Source organism: Nostoc sp. LEGE 12447, from assembly GCF_015206985.1.
GTDB lineage: Bacteria > Cyanobacteriota > Cyanobacteriia > Cyanobacteriales > Nostocaceae > Nostoc.
The window spans coordinates 275,108-291,239 of sequence record NZ_JADEXT010000004.1 but is presented as its reverse complement, the minus strand read 5'-3'; the positions used below and the strand labels follow the sequence as shown (position 1 = coordinate 291,239).

Sequence of the window (16,132 nt, the reverse complement as noted above, 5' to 3'; positions counted from 1 at the left end):
AGTATACATCTCCTTCACTTATGATTTTAAAGCTTTTGTCGCGCCATCAGTTGGGCAAACAATCCTGGTTGATTGGCGAGTTGATCAAAACTACCTTCTTGGACTACACGACCACTCTCGAATACATAGATGCGATCGGCGTTGCGAATGGTACTTAGACGGTGAGCGATCGCAATTCGTGTCACCTTCAAACGCTCTAAACTTTGACTGACGATCGCTTGAGTGCGGTTATCTAAGGCACTGGTGGCTTCATCAAATAACAAGATTTTGGGTTTTAATACTAGCGATCGGGCAATCAATAATCGCTGGCGTTGCCCTCCAGAAATATTAGTTCCTCCTTCACTAATTACCGTGTGCATTCCCATTGGCATCGATTCGACATCTTCAGCAAAGCCAGCCATCCGCGCCGCTTCCCACGCTTCATCCATCGAGATCATTGCTCCACTGGCGATATTCTCAAAGATCGATGCAGATGTCAATCGGCTATTTTGCATCACAACTCCTAGTTGCCGACGTACTGCATGAATATCTAACCCGGTTAAATCTTGTCCGTCGTAATAAATCGTGCCAGATTCCGGGACATCAAACCCCAGTAATAATCGGAACAGGGTTGATTTTCCACTCCCCGAAGCTCCGACAAAAGCGATAAATTCCCCAGCTTCCGCATGAATGCTAACATCATCCAATGTCAAAGGCCCGTCATCTCGATACCGGAAAATTACATGATCCACAACCAATCGTCCAGAAAGCCGACCTGGATCGGTTTTTTCCGAGTCAACTTCCGGTTTGGATTCCAGAATCGGCTGCGCTCGTTCCCACAAAGGAACCACTTGCAAAACATCTATAATTGTGCTGCTGAGACTGGTAGCTCCACCGATAAATGTGCCAAATGCCGCATTAAATGCTAAAAATACACCTGTAGATAAACCACCTTCTGGGGAATTGGCTTGCTGAAGTAAACTGCTGGCGAACCAGAAGAGGATTGCTGTAGTCAATACAGGCAAGATTTTATTAATCACAGCCAGAGCATCTTCAATGCCTTGGGTACTCAGCATCCATTTGATTTGCTGACTATACTGTTTTCCCCAAAAAGCAAAGGCGCGAGCTTCTGCTCCTGCAACTCGCAATTTGCTAACGCCGTTGATTAACTGCACCATCACCCCTGAGAGTTGTCCTTGTAACTCTAGTAAGGGACGAACCTTCCGCAGAGTGTAAATTCCCGAAACCAGAGTAATAGTAATGTTGACAAAAGCAACAAGAGTGGCAATTAACGCTAGCGAACCGTTGTAGTAAAAAAGCAGTCCTAAATTCAGAAACGCAAACAAACTGGTGAAAATACTTCTAAGAACAGTGCTACTAAGCTTTTGGCGGATTTGGCTAATGGCGCTGACCCGTGAGTTCAAGTCTCCAGTTGAGTACTGACGGAAGAATGATGCTTTTAGATTCAATAACCGATCCCAGACTGCTGCTTGGGTGGAAGCATCGGCAAAGGTTTCCACGCGCATGATTGCAAAGCCTTGGGCAAGTTGAAACAAGGTGCTACCAAATGCAGTTGCTAGCAGCGCTAAGGCAATTTGCACTAATAAACCGCGATTGGCATCAGGAATGGCACTGTCAATCAAGATGGCCATAGCTTGGGGGACAATCATTCCTAATAAACTCGTCGCCATACCCGCAGCCAAGACAATCAACAATTCCTTGTAGTGTCCTTGGAGAGCAAATTTCAGTAAATCGATGGTGGTGAGGACTTTATCAGGTAATGGGCGATAGAAAGTATATCCCGTTAGCGCCAGTTTAATCGCACTTTTAGCATTAACTGGAGTGCGCGATCGCTTAATTGGATCAAAAATTTCATAGCGGGTATCAGACACAGGTAACAGCGCCACAGGATTGTTATCTTCTAGCGTGTAAGCCAGCATTGCACCGCAATCCTTCTTCCACCATTGACCTTGTAAAGCGATCGTTCGAGTTCGTAAACGAGAAGCACGAGCGATCGCTTGTAGCGGATCTTGAACTCGTTTTAGGTCTTCAGACTTGGCTGGCGGTCGAATCGTCACACCCAAAGTCCGCCCCACAGCACCCGCAGCGATGAGCAAAGCTTGGTCAAAATCATTGGCTTCAATTTGAGCAGAAGCGCCAATTTGCGGAGATTGCAGCAACGAGGACAACTCGCCCAGCGTCTCCTTCATCACGCGATCGTTGAGGTGTTGTCGTTCTTGAAATCGGTTTAATTCTACCGCTTTTTCCTCCTGTTCCAGAAGAAAAAGGCTCTGAAGAAAGTAGACTTGAATTTGGAAAATCCCCCTCAACAGAGTATTCCCATCCTCAATCTCAGACGTAGTTAGAATTTCTAGCTCGGTTGTATCTTCAGCTTGAAACCACATATCTGCACTCAAGGGCAACAATCCTGATTGAGGCATAACTAACAGTTGCTCAAACCCCATCCAAACTGCGTAACCACGCTGAATTTGTACCCAGGATACCAGCTCTCGCTGTGGTTGGAAAATCTGACCATTGCTGAGTGAGAAATAGCGAACCCCTTCTTCTTGAAACGGCAGTCCAGGTGGAGTAATAGAAGACAGCGCCAATCCTAGTTGCTCAATCCATCCCTCTATTAAAGTTACGGCTTCGCCATTGCGATCGGCAATAAATTCCCGAAAATCTTTCCTTGAAACTTTCATAAGTTCCGTTTCTTCAATCGACACCGCCAGAAGTTGATAGGGTATCGGCTGAGAATCACTAATGATGCCAAACATTGCCTGTTTAGTTCGGGTGGTAAATAAATAGCGGCGACTTCCCTCAGCAATTCCCTCTTTCACCGGAATCGCAAACACCGCCAATGAACCCGATTTTACGATCCAAATCGTCTTCGGGTCATTGAGAATAATTGGCTCATTGCCTTTGAAGTGATAGTACTCTCCCGGCAGGGTAGCGCTGCGAATTTGATCTAACATATATATTCCTGCTCCATAAAATTAATATAAAATCTAATAATTTTTGGCATTTAACGTGTATACTTACCTCTTGCCTCATCCGAGATAGGCTAAAAATTTCAGACAAATATTAATCAACACCAACTCTCTAAAATGAAAACAACAGATTTAACTCTGAGCTTTCCGCAATTTTTAATTTTTAATTTTTAATTTTTAATTGCAATCACTCCTCCTGAGCCGCTTCCCCTTCACTGCGAATCAACTGCAAATACTTACCTTCAACTTTCTGCAATTCCTCATGGCTACCGCGTTGCACCACCTTGCCGCGATCGAAGACAATAATTTCGTCACAATCGCGAATTGTGCTTAACCGATGCGCCACAATTACACAAGTACAGCCACGCTCCCGGAGTCTCTGATCGATCATTTTTTCTGCCTCGGAATCGAGCGCACTGGTCGCTTCATCCATCACCAAAATTGCCGGATTATTCACTAAAGTGCGGGCAATTTCTAATCTTTGTCGCTGCCCACCACTCAAATTAGATGCCCCTTCTGCGAGGTCAGCGTTGTAGCCTCCAGGCATGGAAAGCACTACATCCTGAATAGCAGCATCTTTACAAGCACGAACCAAGTTACTAAAAGGCACAGTCGAATCCCAAAGCGTAAGATTGTCGCGCACAGTGCCCGCAAATAGCGAAATATCTTGCTCAACTAGGGCAATTGAATTAGTCAGAATCGATCGCGGAATATGTTTTCTGGGTTTACCATCAAATAAAATCTCTCCCGCCCACTGTTCGTATAATCCACACACCAGCTTGGCAACGGTTGACTTACCCGAACCACTACCACCCACTAAAGCAACTCGTTGACCAGGTTTAAGTGAAAGACTGAAATTTTCAATTAAGGGAGGTGCAGAGCGGTTATAGCCAAAGGTGATGTTACGAAGTTCAATATAACCCTGAAGCCGAACATTTGCAGCAGGTAGTTGAGTTGGCGATATACTAAAGTCTCGCTCTACAGCAGGGTCAATCGGATTGCGTAACACATCATCTAACCGACCTAAATTGCCTTCCATTTCCTGGAGTTCACCCGCTAAACTCACCAGATTATTTACAGGCTCTAGAAATCTTTGCATCAAGGCTTGAAAGGCAATGAGCATCCCAATGCTGAGTACGCCATCCATTACCCGTAGCCCTCCTACCGCCAGCAAAAGCATGGATGTAATGGAGGTGAGAAATGACGGCAACACACCCAGGTTTTGATTAGTCGTATCCATTTCTTGGCGGGCATTAATTGCTTTAGCGTAATAACCTGCCCACCGCGAAAAAAATTCTGACTCTAGCCCCGATGCTTTGAGCGTTTCCATACTTTGCAGTCCAGAAATCGCTACCCCACTGACCTTGCCTTGTTCTTGCATTAATCGCAAGTTGGCATCGACTCGCTGCCGTGAAACCCATCGCCACACGCTGACATTCACGATTACAAAGGCAATGCCGATCGCAGTGAGAACGACATCATATTGCAACATGACTGCGGCATAAAAGATAACGGTAAAGGCTGAGATTACTGTCGTCGCTAATCTTCCTGAAAGCAGATTCGCCAAGCTATCGTTGAGGCGGACACGGCTGCTAATTTCACCGGCAAATCGTTGATCGTAAAAACTCACTGGTAGCCGCAGAATATGCCACAAAAATCGGCTAGACATCCCCACAGCTAGCTTAATTTTCATGCGTCGCAGAAATTGCAACTGAAGCAATGTTAAAAAACCATTCAATATGGCTGTGAGGATCATCCCTAAAATTAATGGTCGCAACCAATCACTTCTGCCTTCAATCAAGACATTATCAACAAAGGCTTGGGAGAACGCAGGGATGGCTAATCCGGGAATCACTAACAGTAAGCCGGCGATCACACAATAAACCAACGCTCCCAGAGAACTCTGCAATCGATCCCATAAGGATAATGTCAGGCTCGGTTTCCGTCCTCCTGGCTGGAATTCTGCACTCGGTTCACCAACTAGCACTACCCCGGTAAAAGACCGATCGAATTCTGGGAGTGAAACTGTGCGGGGCCCGGTGGCAGGATCGTTAAGATAAACTTTGTCTTTGGCAAATCCTTCGACGATTAGAAAATGGTTGAAATTCCAAAAGACAATATAAGGACATTGCAGTTTGCGTAACCCAGCCAAATCGACCTTAAAGCCTTTCGCCTGCAATCCGTAGCTGCGAGCCGCATTGAGAATATTAGATGCTTTACTACCATCTCGGGAAACACCACAAGCTTGACGGAGTTCTGCAAGGGGGACAATGCGATTATAGTATCCTAAAATAATTCCCAGTGCGGCTGCACCGCATTCTACTGCCTCCATTTGTAAGAGGGTGGGAGTCCGACGACGGCGATCGGGACGGCTGATGAGTCGTTGAAATTTTTTAAATCTAAGCCCAATTTGTGATTGAATTTGCCGCATAATCAATACATTCCACTCCACGATCGCAGAATCGGAAACACAAAGGAAATCGGGGATTGTTCATCCACTTTCACGCGCACTGAGGTGGTGGTTCCCGGTGTAATTTGGCTATTTGGCCCTTTAGAGGATGACCACCGAAAACGGCTTTTAGTCGAAGGATCTGGCTCAAGTTCCGCAAAAACTTGAATTTGTGCGCCTTCTGTGGTTAACCCTTGTAAAACTTCAAGACCACCGACAACACTTGATGCGCTTTCCTTACTAACCGGAAATGCAGAAATACTTGTGACTTTCCCGATAATACCACCAAAGCGTTCTCGTTTAACGGTCGAAGGAGTGACTTGCAACTCCATACCTTTTTGAATCTTTTTGCCTTCGCTGACTGGGAAGAATGCCACCCCAACTAACTTATTCCCAGAGTCTCTAGCTTCGATTGTGCCAATGCGAGCGCCCTTTTCCAGGGTTTGTCCAGGAACAGCAGAAAGTTCGAGAATTCGTCCATTGAAATTACTAGTTACCTGGCTGTTTGCTTTGATTTCTAATTTTAATTCTGCGATCGCTCGCTGGGTGTCTTGAATTTCTTTTCTGCGATTAGTAGAAATAGCTAAATCTTGTTCTGCTTGCCCAGCAAACTTACTATCTAGTACTGCTAACTGTGCTTGCAGTTCTTTAGTTGAATTGATATTTGCTAAGAATTCTCGTTCTGCATCCGCTTCTTTAACATTAAGTTGTTTTAGTTGCGATTCGATTTCATTGATTTTGGTTTTACTATTGAGAAATTCTTGTTGCGCTTGAAGAACGGTATCACTCGAAACTGCTCCTTCTTCACGTAACTTTTGGCGAATGTCAAATCTTTCCTTGAACGTGGGCATCAAATCTCGCGTTGTCTGCAACTGTTCCTGTAAGTTCTGACGCTCTTGCCGAATCGACTCCAGACCTTTACTTCTGAGAATTGGTGTTAGTGATTGGGTTGTCTTGAGAGTTTGCAGGAGTGCTTGACGTTGTTGCCCAATTGCACCCTTATCTAAAACCGTTCGCTGAAGTTGCAGAGTATTGGCATTTTGGTCTTGTTCCTGAAGTTGAGCAAGCTTGACTCGTGCAAGTTTCAACTTATCTTGAAGTTCAGTTTGGTCGATTGTCGCTAGTACCTGTCCTTTCTTCACCTCATCGCCTGTACGAACAAAAAGCATGAGAATCTGCCCGGAACTAGGAGACTGGAATCCAACGACTTTGCTAGGAAAAACGACTACGCCTTGTCCAGCTACAGTAATGGGAATGCGACCAAAAACACTCCAAACAAGTCCAACAACAATTAGAGATCCCATCGCAGTTAACGGAATCCACTTCTTTGGTTGAACCACCTGCATGAGTTGATCGAGCCGCTCCGGTGAGGATAAACGATCAAGTGCTTCTTTGCGGAATAGATTGCTTTTGTTGGTCGTTACCATACTGACTCCATTCAAGTTGTAGAAATTTGTATATTAGGGAATTGGGAATTGGGAATGGGGAATTGGGAATTGGATACTTTAAAATTAAAAGCTAAAGACAACAGAGATAGAGATTAGAGATAGAGATAAAGAGTAAATTTTTCCTAATACCCAATCCCCAATCCCTAGTCACCAGTCCCCAGTCCCCAGTTCAATTCCCGCGAATCTGCTTCAACATCCAATCAAATCGAGTCCCCGCCAGTGTCACTTGAGCCAAAAAGCTAGAACTCAGTTCATCTTCATAAGTCAAGCGTTCATCTAAAGATTTACCTGAGCTATAGTTAATCCTGCCGTAACCCAGACTATTGATAATTCCTTGCTGTTTATCTGCTAACAAAATCGCTAAGACTCGATAAAATCGGGCAGCAAAACCCACATCGTGTAGCAATTTGGCAGAAAGTCGCCATCTGGGAATCGATAACACAGTCGCATCCTCAACCGCCCGAATTGTCATCGCAGGTGGACTGGCTTCGACAAAGGGCGTTTCGCCAACTATGTCACCCCGCGATAATTGAGCAAACTCCCGTTCGATATGATCTGTCTGTTCTAAAGTTGAAAAGGCGCGGGTGAGAGGATTGCTTGTATCTTCAGCAATGGAAGCCACCATCTTGCCATCTAATAAAATATAGAGAGCATCAACGGGCCTTCCAGCTTGAAACAACACCGTTCCTGCAGGAAGTCTCATGGCATTGCCTGCAACAATCATCCAACCAATATCGCTATCATTTAATTCTGCAAATGTAAATAATATTTCTCGAATTTGGGGCTGAAAAAGCACGACTGTGCTTTGGCCAATTTGGCCCATCATCTGCTCTAATCGGTGAGAAAGTAGAACTGCGATCGCTCGATAAAAATGGGCTGCAAACGTCACATCTTCTTGCAATTTTTGAATCAACTGCTGCTGAGGAATCATCAACACTAGGGACTTTCTAGCAGCTTTGACTGTAGTTGAAGATTGGTAGGAGGCTAAAAAGGGCATTTCTCCTACAACTTCACCATTTGCCAGCAGTGCAACCTCTCGTCCAGATAGTTCGCCACCTTCAAGGGCGGCAAATGCCCGACCAATGGGATTATCGTCAGCCTGAGCGACAGAAACGCTTAATGCGCCATCAAGCAAAATATAGAGGGCATCAACAGGTGTTCCTTGGCGGATGAGGATCGTACCAGCAGTAATTTCTTCTCTTTGACCCGTTGCCAAGATCCAGTCAATATCGCTATTTGTCAGTTCCTTAAGTAGAACTTCTGTCATAATTTAACTTCCTTGTGTTCTGCTAACGGGAGAGAAATGGAGAGGGGTAATTCGTAATTCGTAATTTAATTTATGGTTCAGATATAGAAAAGCCTTAACTTAGACTTTCCGCAATTTTGAATTTTGAATTGTTCAACTCCCCATTGCGCGATTAACTAGGTTGATGAGTTGCTACAGGTTTTTAGCATCAATCACCGCGACCTTCATTCGGCTCAACGCTTATTGGTTTATTGTCATTCCAATAAGGAAGCTTTATATTCTCAAGCTTGTTTGCGATCGCTTCAGACAGATTGTTATATTTCTCGTCCGTAGGATACTCACCTGGATAATGCTCACCTACGGCAATACCACCCGAAATATTTGCGAGTTCTTGAGGCGATAGCTCTTGTGATTCATTTTGCTTTTTGTTTTCCATTGCCATTTTTTCCTTGTCATTTCATTTATTAATAAATTGACCTAAGTTTATGAAAGTGAAATTATTAATCACACAAGAATAATTTCAGAAAGCAGTTGGACAAGTTTTGCTCAACTGCAATTGATTGATTTGAGAAACTCCGTTTATGTAGAACCTTCGATCGCAGATATATCTCCAAACAATTCACCAAGAACCTTTAGATCCTCTGTTGTCGCGTCGGTGATGGAGAGGTGGAACACAGAAGAGTCTGTTGTCTCTGCATGAAAAGCCGACCGTTTTGAGTGAAACCCTCGTCCTCGTGATATTTGTTGGCTAAATCCCCTTGTCGATCTGTGAAATCGTGTAGATGTAAACTGCAAATTAAAACCACCAGCTACATCGTCTAACTCTTCATCTGATAGTTCGATCGCTTCATCATTCGGAGTAATTTCGTCACCTGACATAGAAGCTCCTTGACCCCACGTGTTAAAGTTAAATAAGGCGGAGGGAGTTAACCGATTGGCTGCTAGGCTCATGGTTAACAACCCCTCCTGCTCCCGAAATTCGTCAAACTGAGAAATCCAGCTCAAGCTTCAGGGCTAGAAATACCCGCTTCCTTAAACTCTCTAAGGTCTTGCTCAGAGAAAACGCTCACTTGAAAGGTAACGCTCTTAATGCCGCCTTCTTTAGGAATTTCCACAAAACCAAACTGAGAATCTATGGCATTTGCGTTTGTTCCAAAGACATCGCTAGTTGCGCCACCGGCAATATAATCAAGTTCTTGATTGGATAGTTCCAGTATTTCATTAGGCTGCACATTTTCCATGATCGTTGTCCTTCTCCTTATGGTGTTGATTATGAGCCTAGAAATAAATTACTAGGAATTCCGCTAGGAAATTCTTCTCCAGTGAATTTGATTTCGTGCAAATCTTGTTTAGATATAGTAGTTTCCTGACTGTTGAAGGATGCAATGCCGCCATCAGCACCGATAATCACTGCACTACTTTGCTTATCCGAAAAGTTGAAGTTGTGAGCATCGACAAAGCTAAAAGCACCACCAGCAACGTTATCTAGTTCTTCAGAAGATAATTCTACGGGCTTAATGTTATCAGACATGATGTTTTGTCCTTAATTTATGATGTGTATTGTTTATCAAGCAGAACGCTTTATTAAGTTCTGGTTAGTAACTTTCAAGAGTGGGAGGAATGACACCAGTTGCTTTGATTTCGTGCAAACTTTGATGAGATACAGCAGTTTGCTGAGTGTTCAAAGAACTAATACCACCATTAGCGCCGATAACAGTTGCACCCGCTTGCTGATCAATTGCGTTGTAGTTGTCAGCATCGACATAGCTAAAAGCACCACCAGCTACGTTGTCCAATTCTTCAGCAGATAATTCTACGGGTTGAATGTTGTCAGACATGATGTTTTCTCCTTAATGTGTAATGTGTTTAATGTGTGTTCTATCTGTGTTCAATAAAGCAGATTGCTTTATTGAGTTCTGCCCTGTGTAATTAGTTACTATTTTTCAAGAGTGGTAGGAAAGAAGCCAGTTGCTTTGATTTCGTGCAAATCTTGTTCAGATACAGCAGTTTGTTGAGCGGTGAAAGATCCAATACCGCCATTAGCACCAAGAACGGTTCCACCAGTTTGCTTATCCAATGCATTGAGGTTGTGAGCATCGACATAGCTAAAAGCACCACCAGCTACGTTGTCCAATTCTTCAGCAGATAATTCTACGGGCTTAATGTTGTCAGACATGATGTTTTCTCCTTAATGTGTAATGTGTGTGTTATCTCAAATAAAACTGTTACTAACTAGCAAGAGTAGAAGGGAACAAGCCAGTTGCTTTGATTTCGTGCAAACTTTGATGAGATACAGCAGTTTGCTGAGTGTTCAAAGAACTAATACCGCCATTAGCGCCGAGAACAGTTGCACCCGCTTGCTGATCAATTGCGTTGTAGTTGTCAGCATCGACGAAGCTAAAAGCACCACCAGCTACGTTGTCCAATTCTTCAGTAGATAATTCTACGGGTTGAATGTTGTCAGACATGATGTTTTCTCCTTAATGTGTAATGTGTGTGTTATCTCAAGCAGAACGCTTTATTGAGTTCTGCTCTGTGTAATTACTGCTCTGTTACTAACTCTCAAGAGTGGAAGGAAAGAAACCAGTTGCTTTGATTTCGTGCAAACTTTGATGAGATACAGCAGTTTGCTGAGTGTTCAAAGAACTAATACCGCCATTAGCGCCGATAACAGTTGCACCAGCTTGCTGATCAATTGCGTTGTAGTTGTCAGCATCGACGAAGCTAAAAGCACCACCAGCTACGTTGTCCAATTCTTCAGAAGATAATTCTATGGGTTGAATGTTGTCAGACATGATGTTTTCTCCTTAATGTGTAATGTGTTTAATGTGTGTTCTATCAAGCAGAACGCTTTATTGAATTCTGCTCTGTGTAATTAGTGTTCTGTTACTAATTCTCGAGAGTGGAAGGAAACAAGCCAGTTGCTTTGATTTCGTGCAAACTTTGATGAGATACAGCAGTTTGCTGAGTGTTCAAAGAACTAATACCGCCATTAGCACCGATAACAGTTGCACCACCTTGCTGATCAATTGCGTTGTAGTTGTCAGCATCGACAAAGCTAAAAGCACCACCAGCTACGTTGTCCAATTCTTCAGAAGATAATTCTATGGGTTGAATGTTGTCAGACATGATGTTTTCTCCTTAATGTGTAATGTGTTTAATGTGTGTTCTATCAAGCAGAACGCTTTATTGAATTCTGCTCTGTGTAATTAGTGTTCTGTTACTAATTCTCGAGAGTGGAAGGAAACAAGCCAGTTGCTTTGATTTCGTGCAAACTTTGATGAGATACAGCAGTTTGCTGAGTGTTCAAAGAACTAATACCGCCATTAGCACCGATAACAGTTGCACCACCTTGCTGATCAATTGCGTTGTAGTTGTCAGCATCGACGAAGCTAAAAGCACCACCAGCTACGTTGTCCAATTCTTCAGAAGATAATTCTATGGGTTGAATGTTGTCAGACATGATGTTTTTTCCTTAATGTGTAATGTGTGTTGTATCAAGCAGAAAGAGTGATTTGCTGGTTAGTCGCTTACCGCTTCCCTCGCTTGATGTCTCTAGAATACGAAATCAACTTAGTTATGTACATCTGAAAAACGTCTAGGATTTTACCTAAGCGAAGTAAGTAGATGTGGTCTGACTTTCGCTATATGGTATTGGGCAATAGGTAAGACTTTCGTCATAGGCTAACCAAGCTAGTTACTACAAAAGTCATGGATTTGCTTGCAGATGTGGCATTTCACTGCAATATCGTAGTATGACTAAACGTAGAAGCATGAATGCAAAACTAGGATTGATCCTAATAAATGAGAGTATTTTACATCCATCACTAACTCAAACTAAATTAAGAAATTATAGTTATCAGTTTCTAGCAATGTTGTAAATAAAAACTCAAACAACAATGTTTAATAGATTCAAATTAGCAACTAAATTTACTTTACTTTTATTACTGGTGTTCATCGGTGCGATCGCGGTTAGTGGTTTTGCTTTATCTCATGCACTTGAGCAAAAAGCAGAAGCCGAAATCGCTTATCGTAGCCAAGTTATTGCAGAAACTATGAACTCAGTGAGGAACTATACACACACGCGTATCAATCCTATTCTGACACCTATGCTGGACACTCAAGCCACATTTATCCCTGAAGTTGTTCCCAGCTTTGCAGTAAGAGAAGTGTTTGATAATCTTCGGAAAAACGAAGAGTTTAAAGATTTTTTATACAAAGATGCCAACCTAAACCCGACTAACTTACGAGATAAAGCAGATGTATTTGAAACGGAACTTATCGAACGATTTCGCAAGGAACCAGGGTTGAAAAACATATCCGGTTTTCATCAATCTTATGACGAGAAAATGTTTTATAACGCTCGTCCATTTTCCATTAATAATCCAACGTGTCTACGCTGTCATAGCACTCCTGAAGTTGCTCCCAAAAGTCAGATTGCTAGTTATGGTTCAGAAAATGGCTTTGGGTGGAAACTCAATGAAATTTTAGGCACACAAATTATTTATATTCCTGCCAAGCAAGTCTTTGAGGATGCTCATCGTGCTTTTGTTTTATTCATTAGCTTATTTATTACGATCTTCGCCATCATGATTTTGCTCATTAATTATTTGTTAAAGCGAAATGTACTACAACCGCTTAAACCAATGGCACAACTTGCTCAGAAAATTAGTATGAATGAAATTAGTGTCGAAGAAGCACAAGAGTACGATCGTGAAAAGCTAACATCGATTGTGCAACGTCATGATGAGTTAGGACAATTAGGACGAGTTTTTCAACGCATGGTGCATGAAATTTCTGCCCGTGAACAACAATTCAGACAACAGTTGCATACACTGCGTATAGAAGTTGATGAAGCTAAACGTGCGCGTGAAGTTGCAGAAATTGCTGAATCAAAAACATTCCAAAAATTGCAGGAGGAGGCAAAAGAAATCAGAAATAAACGAAATACTCCAAATTAATAATTAATAATTACGAATTAAAAATTAGTATTGAGGATTTATTATGTCTGAAATTATTTCCATTCACTCATTCCGAGGCGGAACTGGTAAGTCAAATGTCACGAGTAATCTTGCTGCTCTAATCGCTCGTTCTGGAAAGCGAGTTGGGATAGTTGATACAGATATCCAATCTCCGGGAATCCACGTTCTATTTGGTCTTGAACAAGAGCGAATTCGCTACACATTGAACGATTATCTCTGGGGTCGTTGTCAAATTGAAGAAGCCGTTTATGACGTTAGCGCCATTCTCAAACAAAAACAAACATTTTTTGGTCGCCAGGGAAGTGTTCATCTAATTCCTTCCAGCATTAAGATGAGTGACATTTCTCGAATCTTGCGCGAGGGCTATGACGCACGTCGACTGAATGATGGTTTACATAATCTAGTTCGCCGTTTAAAACTTGACTATCTGTTGATCGATACTCATCCTGGCATTAACGAAGAAACGTTACTATCTATTATTCTTTCTGATGTCCTGGTGCTGATTCTCCGTCCAGATAAACAGGATTATCAAGGTACAGCAGTAGCGATAGATGTTGCTCGTAAGCTAGAAGTACCTAAAATGCTAATAGTGATCAACAAAGCTCTGCCATCTTTAGATTTCAAAGAGTTAGGGAAACGAGTGGAGAATACCTACAAAACCCCTGTGGCTGGAATACTCCCTGTTTGTGAAGAGATGTTTGAATTAGGGAGTGGTGGAATCTTCTGTTTGCAGTATCCAGATCATTCATGGACTCAAAAAATTAGTGCGATCGCCAAACAAATCACTGGTTCTGGAGTTAGATTGTTTGCTAGATAAGTGTTAGTTATCAAGGGTGGGTACTAGGGTGACAGATTTGAAAACTGGAAGAGTGCATTAACTGGAGCAGTATTATTGCTCAGAGCTACCCTAATTAACGTGCAACCTTTACTGTCTTTACTGTATACTCGCCGATGAAAGTCAAAACTAATGCGTAATTTCTTATGTGTAAGCTTGCACCTACGTAATTAAGTTTTGACCATAATAACTGTGCAATTACTCTTGCGAGAAATATTTTCTGCAATATTTCCTTGAATTACCTGTTGTAGTAGACTTTCACGGCTAGCTCCCAAAACAATAGCATCACTATTGTCTTGCTGGGCGCATTCAAGTACAGCCTCAGAAACAGAATTGGCTTGGACTGGAGTCGCCACCACTTTACCTTTAACTCGGCGTTGGAGAAAGTGAACAGATTTATCTAGTAATGTTGTGTCAGGTAGAGACTTAGTAGGCTGGAATATTTGACATAGATTGATTTGGGGGGATTTACTTAAGGAAGCAAGAGCAGGTAATAACCGAATTGCTTGGCTGGAGTTAGGACCACCTGCCATTGGCAGCAACCAACGGTCAAAAGCTCTTTTATCATCCAATTTAGCCAAGACAACATCACAACCTGCCTGTCGAATTATGGTATCTACCACTCGGCTGAAAACTCTACCAGGAGTTGATGTAGTACCTTTCCATCCCATTAATATCAAATCAATATGTCGATCTTTGACAGTCTCCAAAATTGCTCCAGCGACATTATGGGTAACTCGAATCTGGGTGTGAACGGGAATCCGCCACTTCTCTCCTAACAGTATTGCTTTCTGTAAAAGCTCAAGGCTTTTGGTAATTTGTACTGGTGTTTCAGATGGGATACGGTTAGATGGAACAATAATTACTTGTAGGCATTCTATTTCGTAATTGTTAGCTCTAGCGATCGCCCCAGCCATTTCCAATAAAGTCTCGGCTGTCTGTGGATGCGAAAGTGGTACTAGTAACCTTCCTTTGCCTGTAGCTGGAGCGCGAGTTTGGTAAATCACATAAGAAGGTGCTGATTTCGATTCTATCTGTTGGGTATTACCACTCAACCTCTCTGCTTCTACACGGATAATATCACTACGAGTAATAATTCCTACTAGCTTCCGACCTTCTGTAACAGGCAAGCAACTTAGGTGATAACGATTAAGTATATGCAGCACATAAGCCAGCGTCGCTGTGGGACTCGCTGTTACTGGCTCTGGTGTCATAATCTTGCTGATAGTTGTATTTCCACTTAACTGTTGCGAGGCAAGATTAACTAAATCTTTCTGAGTGATAATGCCAACAACTTTACCTTTTTCTAAAATTGGGAAGTTGCGATGGTGAGAGTCGGAAAATGCCTGCACTGCCTCATCAATACTCATCTGGCTAGATAGGGTTTCGACACGTCGCTGCATCACATCTGCGGCAGTTATTTGTGCTAAAATTCCCTCTGTGCCTGGCTCTTTTGTAATGTGAATCCCTTTCCACTCTAGTAGAAGGTCATAGAGCGATCGCGGGTCAATTTTTTCTGCTACTAAATAAGCAATCACAGATACAATCATTAACGGTAGCACCAGATTGAAATCTGTCGTCATCTCAAACACAATGACGACTGCTGTAATCGGCACTTTAGAGACGGCGCTAAAAAGTGCAGCCATCCCCACATGAGCGTAGGTTGTTGCAGCACTCATTCCCAGCAAACTCTGTTCGACAGCACCAACCAAATAGCCAAGGGCAGCACCCAAGACCAATGTGGGAACCAGCAAACCCCCTGGCGCTCCTGAGCCGTAGGTTAAAATAATTAGGGTAAATTGGACTAAAAGAGCGATCGCTGCAAATAGCCAATTACCACTACTACCTACAAGCAAAATTTCTCTCAGCCCAGCATTATTGCGAAAGGTGACAGGTAACAGAGCGATCGCAACACCAGTCACTAACCCCACAATTCCAATTCGCCAGGGTAAACTCAGGTTGAGGAAACGCCGATTAATTGCCAGACTTGCAAGAATACTTTTATTAAACAGAATGCCTATTAGCCCAGCCAGCACCCCTAAAATCAAGTAGAAAGGGATTTCCTGAGCGAAGAAAGTGGTATGTGAAAATCCTAAATCCAGATGATTCAGATCCAAGCTGTGACTACCATACAGTCTGGAGATGACTGAAGCGATGAAAGAAGCCAAAATCGCAGGGGGCAGGGGGCAGGGAGCAAGGGAGA

General features: G+C 42.8%; 17 protein-coding genes. 2 read left to right on the top strand and 15 right to left on the bottom strand.

All coding sequences use genetic code 11. From position 1 onward, the window contains the following. Window positions 1-26: 26 nt before the first annotated feature. The 14 genes from IQ274_RS07990 to IQ274_RS07925 all read right to left on the bottom strand — a co-directional run bounded on the left by IQ274_RS07990 (window position 27) and on the right by IQ274_RS07925 (window position 11,575). Window positions 27-2,954 carry an NHLP bacteriocin export ABC transporter permease/ATPase subunit gene (locus IQ274_RS07990; RefSeq protein WP_194141904.1) on the bottom strand — a complete coding sequence of 976 codons (2,928 nt, stop codon included), beginning with the start codon at window positions 2,952-2,954 and terminating at the stop codon, window positions 27-29. 202 nt (window positions 2,955-3,156) lie between these two features. Further along, complete coding sequence (locus IQ274_RS07985; protein WP_194141903.1) at window positions 3,157-5,400, bottom strand: NHLP family bacteriocin export ABC transporter peptidase/permease/ATPase subunit; 2,244 nt, start codon at window positions 5,398-5,400, stop codon at window positions 3,157-3,159. 2 nt (window positions 5,401-5,402) lie between these two features. Continuing rightward, on the bottom strand, window positions 5,403-6,845 hold the full coding sequence (locus IQ274_RS07980) for an NHLP bacteriocin system secretion protein (RefSeq protein ID WP_194141902.1): 1,443 nt from the start codon (window positions 6,843-6,845) through the stop codon (window positions 5,403-5,405). Between the two features lie 190 nt (window positions 6,846-7,035). Beyond that, entirely contained in the window at window positions 7,036-8,133 is a 1,098-nt protein-coding gene (locus IQ274_RS07975; protein WP_194141901.1) for a cyclic nucleotide-binding domain-containing protein, read from the bottom strand. A gap of 187 nt (window positions 8,134-8,320) precedes the next feature. Next, window positions 8,321-8,554, bottom strand: a complete 234-nt coding sequence (locus IQ274_RS07970; RefSeq protein WP_163927827.1) for a hypothetical protein — start codon at window positions 8,552-8,554, stop codon at window positions 8,321-8,323. Window positions 8,555-8,691: 137 nt separating this feature from the next. Beyond that, a complete protein-coding gene (locus IQ274_RS07965; protein WP_163927825.1) occupies window positions 8,692-9,063 on the bottom strand; it encodes a CTB family bacteriocin in 372 nt (123 codons plus the stop codon). 50 nt (window positions 9,064-9,113) lie between these two features. After that, window positions 9,114-9,353, bottom strand: a complete 240-nt coding sequence (locus tag IQ274_RS07960) for a hypothetical protein (protein ID WP_163927823.1) — start codon at window positions 9,351-9,353, stop codon at window positions 9,114-9,116. A gap of 29 nt (window positions 9,354-9,382) precedes the next feature. Further along, window positions 9,383-9,643, bottom strand: coding sequence for a CTB family bacteriocin (locus IQ274_RS07955; RefSeq protein ID WP_163927821.1), 261 nt, complete (start codon window positions 9,641-9,643; stop codon window positions 9,383-9,385). A 64-nt stretch (window positions 9,644-9,707) separates the two neighbouring features. Beyond that, complete coding sequence (locus tag IQ274_RS07950; RefSeq protein ID WP_194141900.1) at window positions 9,708-9,950, bottom strand: CTB family bacteriocin; 243 nt, start codon at window positions 9,948-9,950, stop codon at window positions 9,708-9,710. A gap of 98 nt (window positions 9,951-10,048) precedes the next feature. After that, window positions 10,049-10,288 (bottom strand): CTB family bacteriocin, encoded by a 240-nt coding sequence (locus IQ274_RS07945; RefSeq protein ID WP_194141899.1) that lies wholly within the window; start codon window positions 10,286-10,288, stop codon window positions 10,049-10,051. A gap of 52 nt (window positions 10,289-10,340) precedes the next feature. Continuing rightward, window positions 10,341-10,580 carry a CTB family bacteriocin gene (locus IQ274_RS07940; protein WP_194141898.1) on the bottom strand — a complete coding sequence of 80 codons (240 nt, stop codon included), beginning with the start codon at window positions 10,578-10,580 and terminating at the stop codon, window positions 10,341-10,343. An 87-nt stretch (window positions 10,581-10,667) separates the two neighbouring features. After that, window positions 10,668-10,907 carry a CTB family bacteriocin gene (locus IQ274_RS07935; protein WP_179072227.1) on the bottom strand — a complete coding sequence of 80 codons (240 nt, stop codon included), beginning with the start codon at window positions 10,905-10,907 and terminating at the stop codon, window positions 10,668-10,670. Between the two features lie 94 nt (window positions 10,908-11,001). After that, a complete protein-coding gene (locus IQ274_RS07930) occupies window positions 11,002-11,241 on the bottom strand; it encodes a CTB family bacteriocin (protein ID WP_194141897.1) in 240 nt (79 codons plus the stop codon). Window positions 11,242-11,335: 94 nt separating this feature from the next. Further along, entirely contained in the window at window positions 11,336-11,575 is a 240-nt protein-coding gene (locus tag IQ274_RS07925) for a CTB family bacteriocin (RefSeq protein ID WP_194141897.1), read from the bottom strand. Window positions 11,576-12,011: 436 nt separating this feature from the next. Here IQ274_RS07925 and IQ274_RS07920 point away from each other — a divergent pair, with 436 nt between their 5' ends. Both IQ274_RS07920 and IQ274_RS07915 read left to right on the top strand, forming a co-directional pair. Next, a complete protein-coding gene (locus IQ274_RS07920) occupies window positions 12,012-13,073 on the top strand; it encodes a c-type heme family protein (RefSeq protein ID WP_194141896.1) in 1,062 nt (353 codons plus the stop codon). Window positions 13,074-13,116: 43 nt separating this feature from the next. Continuing rightward, window positions 13,117-13,911 (top strand): MinD/ParA family ATP-binding protein, encoded by a 795-nt coding sequence (locus tag IQ274_RS07915; protein ID WP_194141895.1) that lies wholly within the window; start codon window positions 13,117-13,119, stop codon window positions 13,909-13,911. Window positions 13,912-14,099: 188 nt separating this feature from the next. Here the strand turns inward: IQ274_RS07915 and IQ274_RS07910 are convergent, their stop codons facing one another. Next, the gene (locus tag IQ274_RS07910) at window positions 14,100-16,097 is read right to left on the bottom strand and encodes a chloride channel protein (RefSeq protein WP_228058089.1); all 1,998 of its coding nucleotides are present in this window, start codon (window positions 16,095-16,097) and stop codon (window positions 14,100-14,102) included. Window positions 16,098-16,132: the final 35 nt, after the last annotated feature.

Excerpts from the sequence above, each read along its gene's own strand:
- IQ274_RS07970 (WP_163927827.1), bottom strand. The coding sequence starts at position 8,554 with ATGGCAATGGAAAACAAAAAGCAAAATGAATCACAAGAGCTATCGCCT.
- IQ274_RS07925 (WP_194141897.1), bottom strand. The coding sequence starts at position 11,575 with ATGTCTGACAACATTCAACCCATAGAATTATCTTCTGAAGAATTGGAC.
- IQ274_RS07945 (WP_194141899.1), bottom strand. The coding sequence starts at position 10,288 with ATGTCTGACAACATTAAGCCCGTAGAATTATCTGCTGAAGAATTGGAC.
- IQ274_RS07915 (WP_194141895.1), top strand. The coding sequence starts at position 13,117 with ATGTCTGAAATTATTTCCATTCACTCATTCCGAGGCGGAACTGGTAAG.
- IQ274_RS07965 (WP_163927825.1), bottom strand. The coding sequence starts at position 9,063 with ATGAGCCTAGCAGCCAATCGGTTAACTCCCTCCGCCTTATTTAACTTT.
- IQ274_RS07930 (WP_194141897.1), bottom strand. The coding sequence starts at position 11,241 with ATGTCTGACAACATTCAACCCATAGAATTATCTTCTGAAGAATTGGAC.
- IQ274_RS07985 (WP_194141903.1), bottom strand. The coding sequence starts at position 5,400 with ATGCGGCAAATTCAATCACAAATTGGGCTTAGATTTAAAAAATTTCAA.
- IQ274_RS07975 (WP_194141901.1), bottom strand. The coding sequence starts at position 8,133 with ATGACAGAAGTTCTACTTAAGGAACTGACAAATAGCGATATTGACTGG.
- IQ274_RS07980 (WP_194141902.1), bottom strand. The coding sequence starts at position 6,845 with ATGGTAACGACCAACAAAAGCAATCTATTCCGCAAAGAAGCACTTGAT.
- IQ274_RS07960 (WP_163927823.1), bottom strand. The coding sequence starts at position 9,353 with ATGGAAAATGTGCAGCCTAATGAAATACTGGAACTATCCAATCAAGAA.
- IQ274_RS07920 (WP_194141896.1), top strand. The coding sequence starts at position 12,012 with ATGTTTAATAGATTCAAATTAGCAACTAAATTTACTTTACTTTTATTA.
- IQ274_RS07955 (WP_163927821.1), bottom strand. The coding sequence starts at position 9,643 with ATGTCTGATAACATTAAGCCCGTAGAATTATCTTCTGAAGAACTAGAT.
- IQ274_RS07940 (WP_194141898.1), bottom strand. The coding sequence starts at position 10,580 with ATGTCTGACAACATTCAACCCGTAGAATTATCTACTGAAGAATTGGAC.
- IQ274_RS07950 (WP_194141900.1), bottom strand. The coding sequence starts at position 9,950 with ATGTCTGACAACATTCAACCCGTAGAATTATCTGCTGAAGAATTGGAC.
- IQ274_RS07990 (WP_194141904.1), bottom strand. The coding sequence starts at position 2,954 with ATGTTAGATCAAATTCGCAGCGCTACCCTGCCGGGAGAGTACTATCAC.
- IQ274_RS07935 (WP_179072227.1), bottom strand. The coding sequence starts at position 10,907 with ATGTCTGACAACATTCAACCCATAGAATTATCTTCTGAAGAATTGGAC.